Annotated in this window: 12 protein-coding genes; 3 read left to right on the top strand and 9 right to left on the bottom strand. The window is 36.7% G+C overall.

Annotated features, from left to right (window positions below; translation table 11 throughout):
- Nucleotides 1-531: 531 nt before the first annotated feature.
- From F6K54_RS25660 to pilM, 3 genes are read right to left on the bottom strand one after another with little or no spacing between them, the layout of a single operon-like run.
- Complete coding sequence (locus F6K54_RS25660) at nucleotides 532-1,311, bottom strand: pilus assembly protein PilO (RefSeq protein ID WP_293083773.1); 780 nt, start codon at nucleotides 1,309-1,311, stop codon at nucleotides 532-534.
- A gap of 2 nt (nucleotides 1,312-1,313) precedes the next feature.
- On the bottom strand, nucleotides 1,314-2,129 hold the full coding sequence (locus tag F6K54_RS25655; RefSeq protein ID WP_293083771.1) for a PilN domain-containing protein: 816 nt from the start codon (nucleotides 2,127-2,129) through the stop codon (nucleotides 1,314-1,316).
- A gap of 7 nt (nucleotides 2,130-2,136) precedes the next feature.
- Nucleotides 2,137-3,234: a type IV pilus assembly protein PilM gene (pilM, locus tag F6K54_RS25650; RefSeq protein ID WP_293083768.1), complete on the bottom strand. Its 1,098-nt coding sequence runs from the start codon at nucleotides 3,232-3,234 to the stop codon at nucleotides 2,137-2,139.
- Nucleotides 3,235-3,622: 388 nt separating this feature from the next.
- On the opposite strand from pilM, the gene F6K54_RS25645 reads away from it, so the two are divergent.
- Entirely contained in the window at nucleotides 3,623-3,766 is a 144-nt protein-coding gene (locus tag F6K54_RS25645) for a hypothetical protein (protein WP_293083765.1), read from the top strand.
- An 828-nt stretch (nucleotides 3,767-4,594) separates the two neighbouring features.
- Here F6K54_RS25645 and F6K54_RS25640 read toward each other — a convergent pair.
- A complete protein-coding gene (locus F6K54_RS25640; protein ID WP_293083763.1) occupies nucleotides 4,595-5,773 on the bottom strand; it encodes an RRXRR domain-containing protein in 1,179 nt (392 codons plus the stop codon).
- 256 nt (nucleotides 5,774-6,029) lie between these two features.
- Between F6K54_RS25640 and F6K54_RS25635 the strand changes: the two genes are divergently transcribed.
- Together F6K54_RS25635 and F6K54_RS25630 are read left to right on the top strand one after the other, a co-directional pair.
- The gene (locus tag F6K54_RS25635; RefSeq protein ID WP_293083760.1) at nucleotides 6,030-7,319 is read left to right on the top strand and encodes a sugar ABC transporter substrate-binding protein; all 1,290 of its coding nucleotides are present in this window, start codon (nucleotides 6,030-6,032) and stop codon (nucleotides 7,317-7,319) included.
- A gap of 2,485 nt (nucleotides 7,320-9,804) precedes the next feature.
- Nucleotides 9,805-11,058, top strand: coding sequence for a response regulator (locus F6K54_RS25630; RefSeq protein ID WP_293083757.1), 1,254 nt, complete (start codon nucleotides 9,805-9,807; stop codon nucleotides 11,056-11,058).
- Here F6K54_RS25630 and F6K54_RS25625 read toward each other — a convergent pair.
- The 5 genes from F6K54_RS25625 to F6K54_RS43190 all read right to left on the bottom strand — a co-directional run bounded on the left by F6K54_RS25625 (nucleotide 11,038) and on the right by F6K54_RS43190 (nucleotide 14,365).
- Nucleotides 11,038-12,300 (bottom strand): folylpolyglutamate synthase/dihydrofolate synthase family protein, encoded by a 1,263-nt coding sequence (locus F6K54_RS25625; RefSeq protein ID WP_293083754.1) that lies wholly within the window; start codon nucleotides 12,298-12,300, stop codon nucleotides 11,038-11,040. The genes F6K54_RS25630 and F6K54_RS25625 overlap by 21 nt on opposite strands.
- Nucleotides 12,301-12,673: 373 nt before the next feature.
- Entirely contained in the window at nucleotides 12,674-13,153 is a 480-nt protein-coding gene (locus F6K54_RS25620; RefSeq protein WP_293083751.1) for a hypothetical protein, read from the bottom strand.
- Nucleotides 13,140-13,655: a hypothetical protein gene (locus tag F6K54_RS25615; protein WP_293083748.1), complete on the bottom strand. Its 516-nt coding sequence runs from the start codon at nucleotides 13,653-13,655 to the stop codon at nucleotides 13,140-13,142. The genes F6K54_RS25620 and F6K54_RS25615 overlap by 14 nt, the downstream gene beginning before the upstream one ends.
- Nucleotides 13,656-13,926: 271 nt before the next feature.
- The gene (locus F6K54_RS43195; RefSeq protein ID WP_366558237.1) at nucleotides 13,927-14,100 is read right to left on the bottom strand and encodes a zinc ribbon domain-containing protein; all 174 of its coding nucleotides are present in this window, start codon (nucleotides 14,098-14,100) and stop codon (nucleotides 13,927-13,929) included.
- Nucleotides 14,101-14,158: 58 nt separating this feature from the next.
- Nucleotides 14,159-14,365, bottom strand: a complete 207-nt coding sequence (locus tag F6K54_RS43190) for a transposase (protein WP_366558236.1) — start codon at nucleotides 14,363-14,365, stop codon at nucleotides 14,159-14,161.
- Nucleotides 14,366-14,516: the final 151 nt, after the last annotated feature.

Raw genomic sequence — 14,516 nt, 5'->3', positions numbered from 1 at the left:
GCTGATTAAATCTAAAAGTATTTACAGATAAAGATTTTAGCCTTTTTGGGGTCTAAAAAAGTGCCTGGTATCATGTCTAAAACCCTCAAAAAGTTAGTATTTTAGGCTCATAGTTAGGCAGAAAAATCATTCTTGCAAAACTTAGCTCCTACCTTCTATAAGTACCCATTTCTCCTGTCTCCTGTCTCCTGTCTCCAGTATAGCTGTCTCCTACCCTCACCCATAAGACTTTTTCAGCAAGCCCTAATTATTAATTATTGAACCCCACCCTTCCAAGAACTGACTGTCAAATTTACATAAATATAACGATAAATTATACCATAATACTTGGTAAATTATGTTAATTTTTATTTTCTTATCAAAATAATATTGGGTCGCACAACCTCGCCTTTTAAGGCGTAATATTTTTGGAGAGTTGCTCAAATCCCCTACTTCCCCTCCTCGCTCCCCTCCTGGGAGGGGCGGGGGTGGGTTGGGGAGGGGCGAGGGGTTGGTTAACTTCTGACTTCTGACTTCTGACTTCTGACTTCGTCAATCTTCTGGTTTGGCCGATTCTGGTTTAGCCAATGATTCTTGTTCACTTAAGGCCAACAGGGCGTGCATATCAAAGGATGTTCTGAGTCTACTTTCTGGTTGGCTGACTGGTACAAATCTGTTTTGTCTCCATTCAACTTCGATAATTTGATTTCCTTGCTCTAGTTTAGTTCTTAAGTTTTTTACTACCAGTAATGTTTGCATTCGCTCCAAAGCAATCATAAAGGCTCTTGTTTGGGCATAAGTTCCTTCATATTCTACTTTGAATTCTCGTCGCTTTAATTTACCATTTACCAGTGGTCCTAATGAATTATCATTAACTATATAGTTGCCATCTTTTGACTCTACTGGTTGAAATTTAATCATTTTTGCCTGTCGGTCTTCATCGCTAATACCTGTATTAATTTGATCGATCAGCTTATTCATATCGTACAGCAGAGTTTTCATGGTTTTTTCACTGGCAAATAAGCTGGTTACGTCTTCTCTTTGTTTTTCAGCTTCCACCATTTCTGCTTCTGCTTTTGGTCGTTCTTTTATTTGTTTTTTCTGTTCTTTTATAGTGTTTTGTGCTGTTTGTATTTCTGTTCTTAATGCAGCACTTTTTTCAATGGCTGGTTTGAGCTGACTATATCCTAAAAATCCTGCTGCTCCTAACCCCACAATGCCAATAACTGCTCCGAGAAATCTGGGGTCTTTGAGTGAGATACCGAATATTTTCGGACCCCCTACTTCATCTTGTTCTTCAAATTCTGGATTCCATTCATTTGCTACTACCATTTTTAAAATACTCCTTTTTCTGTTAATATTTCTATTCTATCTACTAATCCAATTGCTCCTTGACTTTTTAATTGAGGCAATAATTCTGATGCGCCTAAAGGGCTGAGATTTGTTTCTATTTTATATTCAACTACTTCTGGTAATTCTGGTATATCTGGAGCTAAAACTGACCTAGATTCTTGTAATTCTAGTCTGGTTGGATTGGCTTTTTTCGTAGCACTAATTAGTTTGGTTTTTTCTACTTGAAAAAAGGGAGAATTTTGCAGTAGCAATAAAAAGTCATTGACTTGCCCATAAGAATCTGCAGTGCCAGAAAATGATACAGTTGCTGTTGGTTTTGGGGGTGCTGCTGCCTCTTCTTTTTTATCCTCTTTTGGCTTTTTTGATGCTGCTGGAGCAACTATTTTTGGTTCTTTTTGTTCGATACTAGCTATTTTTACGCCACGAGGTATTAGGGTGCCAAATTCTCCCAATAAAGCGGACCATGGTTTAATTTGGTCAAAAACTGTTGCTAAGGCTTTTGCTTCTGCTTTAAATGTTTTAGTTTTTTCTTTAATTGCTTCTATATCTTTAATTTGGGCGTTTAGTTTGCTCAATTCGCCATTTAATTTGTCTAGGTCTGCCTGTAATTTGGTGTTTACTTGATTGAGATAGAACCATCCACCAGCAACAAGGCCATTCACTGCCACTGCTACTGCTGCCCCAATCAGAATTGGTCTGGGGTCTTCTAGTGATGGTCCCCCACCACTTGCTGGTTTGGGAATATCTTTTTTATATTCTGGGCGGTCATTTAGAAAATTTATATCTAAGCCATACATAGTTAATTTAAACCTCTCTTAATCCTAAACCTAATACCACTCCTAGACTGGAACGTTGTTCTGGTGGAATTTCTTGTTCTATTTCTAGGGCTAAAGTTTCTATTGGATCGACTTTAGATGCAGGTAAACTTAAACGTTGCATAAAAAAGTCATCTATTTGTCCTATTGCTGCACCCGATCCTGTTAATAATAATTGTGCCACCTCCAAATCTTCAAATTGATTGAGATAAAAATCTATTGAGCGTCGTAGTTCATCCCCTAGTTCTGCTAATACTTTTAGTAAGGCGTTAGTTCCGGGGTTTGGTTCGTTTCCTGTGACTCCCATTGTATCTAATACTGGAACGGTCATTCCTAGTAGTTCGGTAGTATCTCTGGTTGGAGGTAAGTTCATTGCTTCGTTTAAGGAAGATTGCATTTGATAAGTACCAATGGGAATTGTCCGGTTAAATTGAGGTACTCCATCTACTACGATAGCAAGTTCAGTACTGTCAAATTCTAAATCTGCTATTACTGTTGCTTCTTGGGGTCCATATTGTTGAAGTATGTCTTTTACTGTTCGGATTAAGGCAAAGTTACTTACTTCTAAAACGTCTATTGCTAATCCTGCTTGGGTGAATACTTCTATGTAGCTATCTGTTACTTCTTTTCTTGTTGCTACTAAGGCTACTTGTACTTTTTCTAAATCATCATTTGGATCGACTATTATTCCTAATTTTTGGTAGTCTACATCTGCTTCTTCTCTGGGAAATGGTAAGTATAAACCTGCTTCTTGATTCATATAGTCTTGCAATTCTTGGTCGTTTAATTCTGCTGGGACGGGAATTACACGAGTTACTGCTTCTCTGCCTGGAATTGCTGTTGCTACTCTTCTGGTTTTTATATTGTTTTCTTCTATAATTGACTCTATTAGTTCTGATACTGTAGGGGCATCAACTATTTGACCTTCTAAAAATACATCTTCTGGTACTTCTGCTGTGGCAAGGGTTACTAACTTTAATTTGTCTCCTTGTTTACGAATTTCAGCAATATTTATTCTTTCTGGGCCTATCTCTACTCCTATTCCTGGTTGCTTTTTTTTTAATAAGTTTTTTAAGTAATTAACCATGGTTTTCCTGATTTTAATTTAATAAAAATGTGTTTTTTTAATTTTCCCTAATTAGAGCTATAAATTATGGCTGTTTTGAATCAATTAAATGGTGTATGATGAGGCAATTTAACAGTTATCAGTAAGTGGTTCGGTATTGAAATTTTATCTCCCAATTATGTGGTTTAAGAGGTCATCTCTTTTTAGTGCTTCACAGAATGATGATTTTTCTGTACTTTGGTTATGGGGGTATCTCTGATATGTGTTCAGTTTTGAGGTTGAATAAAAAGTCATGCGTAAGGGCGAGTTACCCCCAATAATAAAATACTATCACGATTTTTTTGGAGATGCAAGGGGAAATACCTTGCCATTTTTTTTGAGCTTCACACAATGATAATTTTCTGGATTTATGAATATAGCGTTGGCGAAGCCTAGCGGTAGCTACATCGCTTCTATGATGAGTAAATATATTGATATTGTTGATGGGGTGAAAATTTTTAGTGCTTCACAGGATGATAATTTTTCTGTGCTTTGGTTATTTGGGTATCTCTGAATATGTATTCAGTTACGAAATTCTGTTTTGGGGTTGAATAAAAAGTCATGCGTAAGGGCGAGTTAACCCCAATAATAAAATACTATCACGATTTTTTTGGGGATGCAAGGGGAAATACCTTGCCGCTTTTTTTGAGCTTCACACAATGATAATTGTCTGGATTTGTTAATATAACGTTGGCGAAGCCTAGCGGTAGCTACATCGCTTCTATATGAGTAAATATATTGATACTGTTTATGGGGTGAAAATTTTTAGTGCTTCACAGAATGATGATTTTTCTGTGCTTTGGTTATTTGGGTATCTCTGATATGTATTCAGTTACGAAATCCTGTTTCGGGGTTGAATAAAAAGTCATGCACAAGGGCGAACTACACCCAATAATAAAATAATATCATGATTTTTTGGGAGATGCAAGGGGAAATACCTTGCCGTTTTTTTTAAGCTTCACACAATGATATTTTTCTGGATTTGTAAATATAGCGATACTGTTGATGGGGTAAAAATTTTTCGGTGTCGCCACTTCATTTTTTTGGCATTGCATAATTGCGGGATGATTTTGTCAGAGAGCAGAAACCATAATCCCCATCTCCCCGTGTCCCCATGTCAGCCGAAATCATCTCAGTATTCAGCAACGCCTTTTTTTAGTGCTTCACAGGATGATGATTTTTCTCTGCTTTAGTTATGCGGGTATCTCTTATATGTATTCAGTACCTAGTTATTCAAAGTGCACAATCTCTCATAACTTCAAGAAAAGTAATCGAGAGCCTGGAATCCACCTATTTTTAAGGGTGGAGGAAAAGCGAACGGCGGTTTCAACCGCAAGGATTGTTAAACAACACACAATTTATTAGACCTACGAATCAGTTGTACTTTTTTAGGAGAAAATTGCCCAATTCGTTTCCAATTGTGGTCATAAACGCTGATATTTTTGGTTTGAGCGTCAGTAAAACCACCAATCCATCCGCTGTAAGTTTTTCCTGCTTTCTCAGCAATAACTTTATCCCCATACCGAAGTTTAAAAGGAGTAATTGTTCCACCTTTGCGTTTACGAATACCGCCTTTTTCTGCATTATCAAAGTGTAATGCACGACGAAAATAAGCAGGTCTAGTTATTACTCGAAAAATGGAAGGAGTAATGTTAACTGAACCTTTCCAACTATAAATGTCGTAGTTTTTCTTGGGAGTTACCCCATGTCGGACAAATTCACTGGCCGCCAAAGCTATACCATCAACTGCATGAGATTCGGGCACTTGAGCTCTTTTATCTTTGATTTTCTCCAATCCTAAATGTTTACGAATTTGACTGGTTCCATTGTGATTTTTCTGCCAGCCATAGACGGTCTTCACTGAGGCAATAGATTTGAGTTTTTCTACACACCAACTTTGCCCAATCATAACTGGAGAAAACCCTTTACCCGAACGCGCTTTTTTCCTGCCGCTAGTTAAATCTACATCGGCTTTAACCAGTTCGTAAACAATCGTGGTAATAGGAAAAACTTTGGACAACTCTGTTATTATCCTAATTTCCATTTGCCTAGATGCTCGAATAGATGGAGCCAATTTACCTTTTTGACGGCGATTATCGAATCGTTTTTGTCGATGGGCACGCTGGTTAAAAGGTACTTTTCTATTAATCCTCCTGCCACGTCGTATTCGGCGTTGCAATGCTCTACCTCTGACATTTTTGATAACTTTTCCTTGCTTAATCACAGTAGAGCCAAGTCGTTCTTTGACTCGCTCAAACGGCAAAACTAAATGAGCGGTATAAAGAGTGAATTTGGCCGACTGGACTGCAATCCCTGTATAGTTTTTGCCAGGGTCGCAACCAACTGTTATTTTCTGAGTTTCACAGGCAAACGACGGTTCAGCTACTAGCCGGACATAATACAAACCCGCATCATTCCAATGCTCAGTTGCTTTTCCTTGTTTAACCCAACGACGTGCCCGCGATGCTTTTGTAGGCATTACAGGAGAGCCATCAGGATTTTGTACTGGTACTCGAATCATCAGAGATAATCCTTTTCGAGAAAGTTGTATGTCCCTAAGACCACCAAAAGCGTTGTGTCCTGCAATAACGCAGTGCCTTTACCCAAAAAGGCCAACAGATAATCTGAGCTAGGGAAATACCCAGAAGTGTTATCGCTTTTGGCTCCATGGTCTAGCCAACTCTTAGTCGGATATTGGGTTATCCAAGCTGCGTGGCTTCAACCCGCAGAAGTTGACTAAAATAACTATATTTCAGATACTTTTTTAATTTTATAAAATGTTTTACATCGTTAAATGGAATCGGTTTAGGTTATTTGCTACATTCGGACTAATTTTAACATTTTTGATTAGTTGCACTACTCTCTCTCCTACTAACTTAAATACTCAAGAAATTAAGTTTTGGACGATACAGCTTCAACCTCAATTTACGAATTATTTTAATCAATTGATTACTGATTTTGAAAATGATAATCCAGATTTATCAGTACGATGGATAGATATACCTTGGTCAGTGATGGAAAAGAAAACTCAGAGTGCTATTTTGGCAAAAAATCTTCCAGATGTAGTTAATCTTAACTCAAGTTTTGGATATCTATTGACTGAAACTAATGCCTGGTTAAATTTGGATACTATATTATCAGATTCGGTAAAAAATCAATATTTACCTAACCTTTGGCAAGCTAGTAAAATTAATGGTAAAAGTTTTGGTATCCCCTGGTATGCTACAACAAATATAACTATTTATAATTCTCAGCTATTTCAACAAGCAGGACTAGAGCAACCTCCCAAAAATTATTCAGAGTTAGCAGAGGTGGCTAAACAGATTAAGGAAAAAACTGATAAGTACGCATTTTTTATTTCTTTTCTACCAGAAGAATTGTCAGAGGTATTAGAATCTTTTGGCAAGATGGGAGTGACACTGATAGATGTTGATGGAAAGGCTGCTTTTAATACTAAAACTGGTCGGGCAGTATTTAAGTATTGGGTTGATTTATATCAAGATGGACTATTACCAAAGGAAGTATTGACAAAAGGAAGTCAAGCTGGTGTTGATTTATATCAAGCTGGAGAAATAGCTATGTTGTTTTCTGGATCGGAAGCGATCGAGGCAATATCTGAAGATACACCAGAGATTGGACAAGTCTCAAAACCTGTATCTCAAATTACAGGTGAAACTGGTAAAAAGAGTATGATGCTAATGAATTTAGCTATTTCTAGTAATACTAAACTACCAGACCGAGCGCTGAAATTTGCTTTGTTTATTACTAACAATCAAAATCAAACGGCTTTTACTCAAGAGACTAATGTTCTACCTTCTATAACTCAGACTTTAGAAAATAATTATTTTCAAAGTCTTCCTTCTAATGCTTCTACTCAAGATAAGGCTCGAATTATTAGTGCCGATCAAATGCTTAAAGCAGAAGTTTTACTTCCACCAGTTAAAAATTTGAATAAGTTGAAACAGATTATTTCTCGAAATTTACAGGCAGCTATGTTGGCAGAAAAAACTGTTGAAAAGGCGATCGCTGATGCAGCATTTGAATGGGATAATTTATCAGGAATATAGGAAGAAGACTTAACGAAGTCAGAAGTCAGAAGTCAGAAGTCAGAAGTTAACCCACCCCTAACCCCTCCCAGGAGGGGAGAGGAAGTAGGGGATTTGAGCAACTCTCCAAAAATATTGCGCCTTAAAAGGCGGGGTTGTTAGACTCATGTTATTTTGATAAAGAGAAAAGTTTTTTAAGAGTCTTGATTTCTCATTATTAATATAACAGGTAAGTCTACAGTTTAACTGTAAGCATTTCCTACGGACTGTTGCACAAACAGCTATTAGCTGTCAGTTATCAGTAACAATACTCTCTTCTTAATACAGTGTTTAAATTAATATATAGCAATCCTAAATTGGTTGCGGGTAATCAAAAAGTAGATAAAAAAAACTGAAACTTTTACCTGTTCCCTGTTTCCTAAAAACAGTAAGATTTTTATACACAAATAAAATAGGATTAATATATACTTTAAGAGCAAGGGAGTCAACTTTTGTCATCAGACAATTAATAAAGCTTTTATCCTAAACTAAAATCAATAGCTGATGGCTGACTGCTGAATGCTTACGTTTAACTTCAAATCAACTATTGAAGTATTTCAATTGTTTAGCGCTTCATAGACTATTTATTTTTTTGATGAAAAGATTATTTCTAGATAAAAAAATTATAATATTCAAAAAAAAATTAAGTAAGCATTCAGCTAGCTAGTGCCGCTACGCGGAAATCAAAAGTCAAAAGTCAAAAGTCAAAAGTATTGATTGGTAAGGCTTTTCGGATTTTGTAACTGGTTAGTTATTTCTGCCATCCTGCACTAGCATTCAGATTTATGAACTTATGAACATATTCAAGCAATAACTGAAGTTAGGCTATAGCCAATTTCATTAATGAATTTTAATTCTCCTTGGTGGATAATTCCTCTGATAATTCCTCTCTATAGGAATCCTATTTTATTCGTGTCAAAAATCTTACTGCTTTTTAGGGAATAGGGAATAGGGAATAGGGAACAGGGAATAGGGAATAGGGAACAGGGAACAGGTAAGAGTTTCAGTTTTTTTATCTACTTTTTGATTTGTCGTAACCTATTTAGGATTGCTATAGTTATGATGTAACCATTCAGCTATTAGCACTCAACTTTTAGATGTTTCATAAATAATGAATATACTGTCTCCATAGTCAAGGTCAGTTTTTTTTCAATACTTTTAATTCTCCTTAGATCTATCAATACTAATTCCTATTAAAAAAGTAATAAATCAATAGCTGATAGCTGATGGCTGAGTGCTGAATGCTTACGTTATGATAATGAGTTAATCACAAATAGCTGACTTCTGAGTGCTGAATGCTTACCAAGTATTCCTGACTGAAAGCTCCATAAATATATTTTCTGCAAAATTAAATACTACATCTAGGACTTACGCATATACGCTATATATAGCGCTCAAAACTATTGTCCAATAGTACTTGGACTCTATAAATAGTGCCTTTGCGTAAGTTCTGACATCTTTAAAATTCCCTTTTTTTTCTTCTACTTCTCCTTTCTATCTTCATACTGGTTATTTTTGTAATAAATCTATTTTTAAAATGTTAGCTGAATCGGGGTACTAATTAGGGCTTGCTGATTAAATATAAAAGTATTTATAGATAAAGGTAAGTGCCTTTTTAAGTATCAAAAAGTGCGAGTTTTAAGTAGTAATGGTTCAAAAAAGAGCGGATTTTGGTCAATATTTGGGCAGAACAATCTTGGAAAAATTCTTACTCCTACCTCCTCGCTCATTCCCATTTATTCTGTCTTCTGTCTCCTGTCTCCTGTCTCCTACTCCTACTAAAAGACTTTTGAGCGCAAACCCTAATTATATTATTCTGTCCATATAGAGTTTTTTTAAATTGATTAAGCCAATTAACTAAACTTCAACATAAAACTATGACCATGGAAATAAAAAATGCTATTTTACTTGTATATTCATTGCAATAAATAAAACTTAAATCTAAATTTGAAATAATTTTACCAGTTTTTAAATCAGGGATGACATCAAAATTTAATAAAAATTAGTGAAAATTATTGAAAATTAGTGAAAATTATCAGTGAAAAAACAGAAGATAATAATCAACTTTCTCAGTAAAATGAAATGAAATTGATGGTTATTTGATTTTATCTGGGAAATAGCTACAAAGCTTTTGAGAAATTCATCAGAATTTCTCATCAATTTACAGAACTTTTGAGGAAGGGTAAAGAACAGTTTAATACTAAAATCTCATATCTATAATTTCTAAACTCTTAAAACTTCGTACCTCATCAACTCCAAAACTGCTGTAAGTGAAATTACGGATATTAAAGCCCTTCAGTTACAACCTTCTGGGGCTAACTGTTAACTGATAACTGATAACTGATAACTGAAATAACCTGTTGCCTAAAAGTAACCATATTTTTGAAGCAACTCAAATAAAATTAATATAACATTTAGAAAAATCAAGAATACAGAACTCAGGATTGCATAGATGGAGTATTTAAAAATGACTATGACAACAAAACCAACTACAGCTAGATTTTTTAAACATTTAATCCGTTTAATACCTAAACAATTTAGTGGTAAGGTAGAACTTCAAAATACGGATGGACAAGTATGGCAATTATATTTTTATAGGGGTTGTATAACTTGGGCGACAGGTGGTAGTAATTCCTGGCGAAGATGGCGCAGAAATTGTACTAAATGTTGCCCCCGCATTTCTCTAGAAACTCTTAGTTTATATAAATACGATGTTTGTGAAAGCCGTCAATATTACATAGTTAATAATCTACTAAAACAAGAAAAAATATCACTTTCACGAGCTATATATGTAATTAAAAACACCCTGATAGAAGTATTGTTTGATTTAATTCAGCAAGATCATTTAAATACTTTAAAAATTACCTCTCTCACTTGTCATCTACAAGCGGAAATGAAACAACCAATTTTTCGCTTGAGTATCTATGAAGCTTTTGAAAAAGTTAAGCCAATATGGCAAGCTTGGTGCGAGGCAAATTTACAAAAGTATTCTCCCAACTTAGCTCCTGTATTGAGTAAACCCGAACTCTTACAAAAATATACATCAGCTTTGACATACCAAAAATTGCAGATGTTAATTAGTAAAAAACTAACACTACGAGATTTAGCTTTTTACTTAGATATGGATTTATTAAAGTTAACTAAAATATTTATGAATTATGTGAGTAAAGAAATAATTCAATTAACTGATGTACCCGATATACCTGCATTATCTGTAGTGAAAATTGATGCACTAAACAGGCAAGCAAAAGAGATTCAAACAAAAAATTCACAACTGCCAGAAACTATTATCAAGAACCAGAAAAAATTAGTAGCTTGTATTGATGATTCCTCCATAGTTAATCAAGTTATGGGAAAAATTATTACAAAAAAAGGCTATCAATTTATAGGCATTCAAAAGTCTTCATTGGCTGTGTCTACTCTCATAAAAACAAAACCAGATTTAATATTTTTAGACATAGAAATGCCTATTGCTAATGGCTATGAAATTTGCAGCCAACTTCGTAGAGTACCTCATTTAAAAAATACTCCTATAGTAATTCTCACTGGAAGAGGTAGTGTCATCGATCGAGTTCGCGCTCAGTTTGTAGGGTGTTCTGAATTTATAAATAAACCAGTAAACTTAGAAAAAATTGAGGCAGTTATTCATAAATACCTGTATTTAGCAAACACAAAAACAGAAATTTCAGTCGTAGGGTCTTTAGTTCCTGCTAGTTGCTAGAAAATGTCCTAATAAATATAGAGAACCACATAAAACCATCGGATTTTTACTTTCAGCCACAGCCTCTTCCATCGCCGTTGTTAAATTGGGGTAAGCTTGACAAGATGCTAATTTTGTGCAAATATTCTTAGCTATAGTAGTAAGCTGGCCCGTATCAGCCGAACTATGGTCTGGGACAGGAACTAAGTACAAACGATCGCCCGGTCTAATCAGGGCACGAAAAATTTCTGAATGTTCCTTAGTTGAAAGCATACCCATAACCCAACTTACAGATGGGTAATTCAGTGTCCTGACATATCTCCCTAATACTTGGGCAGCAGCAGTATTATGAGCACCATCAATCAATAATTTACGGTCTTGCCATTTTGTCCATTGCAAACGCCCGGGCCATTTAGTATTAGCCATCCCCTCTTTAATTGCTGTGGGAAAAATCTGCCAACCCTGTTTTTCCAGAATATGAATTGTCTCAATGGCGATCGCTGAATTTATCAACTGTACATCTCCAAGTAATGGCAGTGGATATTCAATACCTTGATAATTAGCCATTGGCAGAGAATCATTTTCTCTACTCCCCTCTAATAATTCAGCAGGTTTTACCCAAACTACAGGACACTCCAAGTCATTAACCCGGTTTTGTACTACTTTTTCTGCCTCTGGTGGTAGTTGCCCAATTATTGCAGGACATCCTGGTTTAAGAATACCCGCTTTTTCACCAGCAATATCAGCCAAAGTTGGACCTAACCTTTGCCAATGTTCCCAACTAATTGAAGTAATAACAGTTACCATTGGTTGCTGACAAACATTTGTGGCATCTAGTCTTCCTCCCAACCCCACTTCTACAACCGCTACATCTACTTCTTGTTGAGCAAAATACAACCAAGCTGCTGTAGTAATAACTTCAAACAGAGTGGGTGAAGCTTGCTCTGGATTAATAGCTGCTTCTACTTCTTTTAATAACTCTTCTAATTTAGCAGGAGAAATTTGTTGTTCGTTAAGGCAAATACGTTCTGTCCAGTCTACCAGATGAGGTGAAGTGTAACGTCCAACTTTATATCCTGCTGCTGTGAGGATCGAAGATAAGTAAGCACAGACAGAACCTTTACCATTTGTCCCCGCAACGTGAATAATTGGTACTTGTTGATGAGGGTTTCCTAAGTTATCTAAGAGTTGGTAGATGCGTTCCAGACCAAACTCAACACCAAAGTGTTCAAAGCGTTTTAAGAAAGATTCTATTGAGTTCACAGTTTTTTATAGTAATTAGTTAGGGTTTGCTGAAAAAGTCTTTTTGCTGGGGTAGGAGACAGGAGACAGGAGACAGGAGACAGGAGATAGGAGACAGGAGAAATGGTAATGTAGAGGAGGTAGGAGCTAAGTTTTGTCCCTTAATTTTTCTGCCCAACTCTTGCACAAAATGCTAGTGTTTTGAGCAATCTTTACCGAAAACAGACGCACTTTTTTCAACCTAAAACAGCTAAAACCAATATCAGTCAATGCTTTGATATTTAATCAGCAAGCCCTAGTTATTAGCTATCAGCCGTCAGCTTTTTTTTGTTTATCTAAATTTTAACTTATTTATAGGGTTTGAGAAACTTTTCTGGAGATGTTTATGAAAATCCTATCCGAGCAAGGTCTGAATCATCGCCTCACATAACGATCCCTTGAGCACTTGATCGAACCTAACAAACATAGGTGAACTATTCAGTTCTAAAAATACAAGTTGCTTCGTTTTTGGATCTGTTTTGAAGTCAGCAGCTCCAAAATCCATCCTTAAACTTGCCATCAACTTTCGTAATAACTCCACTTCATCTGGCAATGTTGCGAGAGGAATAACTTCCGCATCTGGTTGAACCCGATAATCTAGATGCTGACTACGAATTTCAAAAGCAAAGGCATAATTTCCTACTATATATATCCGAATTTCTGGAGCGACTAATCGATTTTGGATAATAGCTGGCATTGCTGCACAACCATTCCGAAATTGGATAGAAGAATACAATTGTTCTAGGGAATAACAAAAATCACCCCCTGCAACTGGCTTCGCAATTGCACTTCCCGCAGAATATTTGCCCAATTCCTCACCTTCATTTGTAATCAAATCCTACTGCCAATGTAGTTGCTTGAGGAGGTTGTTCCTCTCCTACTGCCAATGTAGTTGCTTGAGATTCTTCTTCTCCATATGCCAATGTCGTTGGTTGAGAACCTTCTTCTCCATATGCATATGTTGTTGGTTGAGGAGGTTGTTCCTCTCCTACTGCCAATGTGGTGGCTTGAGATTCTTCCTCTCCATATGCCAATGTCGTTGGTTGAGAACCTTCTTCTCCATATGCCAATGTCGTTGGTTGAGAACCTTCTTCTCCATATGCCAATGTCGTTGGTTGAGGGCCTTCCTCTCCGTATGCTCGTGTACTTGGTTCTTCCTCTCCATAGGCATATGTTGTGGCTTGAGATTCTTCTTCTCCTACTGCCAGTGTTGTAGGTTGAGAGCTTGCCTGGCCAGGTGCGATAAACTCACCAGCATGAACAGTAATGGAATTAATGCGGGCCGAAACAATTACCGAATCTGCACCATTGGTTGGTGTAAAGTCCACAGTAGCCATAATTGGCGTTAAGCGTGGAAGACTAACATCTGATGGTTTATCAGCGTCAAAACTAAATTCTAGGACAGAATCATCTGGATTAGGATCGGCTGAGTTATCTAAACGAGGATTTGTCCATCCGGAAGTTGCAGTCAGTCCCTCTGCTTGAATACTGAGCTTCAGCGGAGACTCGTTGACATCCTCCCCGGCTGTTAGGCACGGGGATTCCTACCGAGCCTTAGCTCTTCGGCGGGTTGACGTCTCACAGGCTGCTGCTACCTTGGCGCTAGTCTTACACTTGCCTCCACGTCCGTTTCTTGCTCCGCGTTCCCTTGCGCCTTTCGGCGGCGCGGGTTCGGTGCGCTTTTTTGTCTCCGAATGCCCAAGGAGCGACTAATATATTTATCGCTGCGTTTTCGTCCCTATCGTGTTTGCTGCCACAGTTTAGACACTCCCATTCTCGCACTTGAAGGTCTAACTTTCCACCTTTGAATCCACAGCTAGAGCAAGTTTGAGATGTGGGTTCAAGGGCGACTAATTACTCTGAAATCGCGACCATATTTTTCTGCTTTTCCTTCTAGGAATGTTCTGAAAATTCTCCAGCCTAAATCTGAAATTGCTCTAGATAGTTTACGGTTTTTCACCATACCAGAAACGTTTAAATCTTCTAAAACAACTGTTTGGTTTTCACGAATTATTTCAGTAGATAATTTATGTAGAAAATCTGTCAAGCGTATCTTTCAGCTTGGCATGGAATTTAGCTACTCTAACCCTGGCTTTTTCATACCTTTTTTTTTTTGATATTCTTAATATTTAATTCTTATAAATTAGGCTTGCCGATTTAATTTTAAAAAATTTAACTATAAAAAAAATTTCCTTTTT

It is taken from the genome of Okeania sp. SIO3B5 (genome assembly GCF_010692555.1).
Classification (GTDB): domain Bacteria; phylum Cyanobacteriota; class Cyanobacteriia; order Cyanobacteriales; family Microcoleaceae; genus Okeania.
The sequence above is the reverse complement of the archived record's forward strand: the minus strand, read 5'-3'. Positions and strand labels throughout refer to the sequence as shown.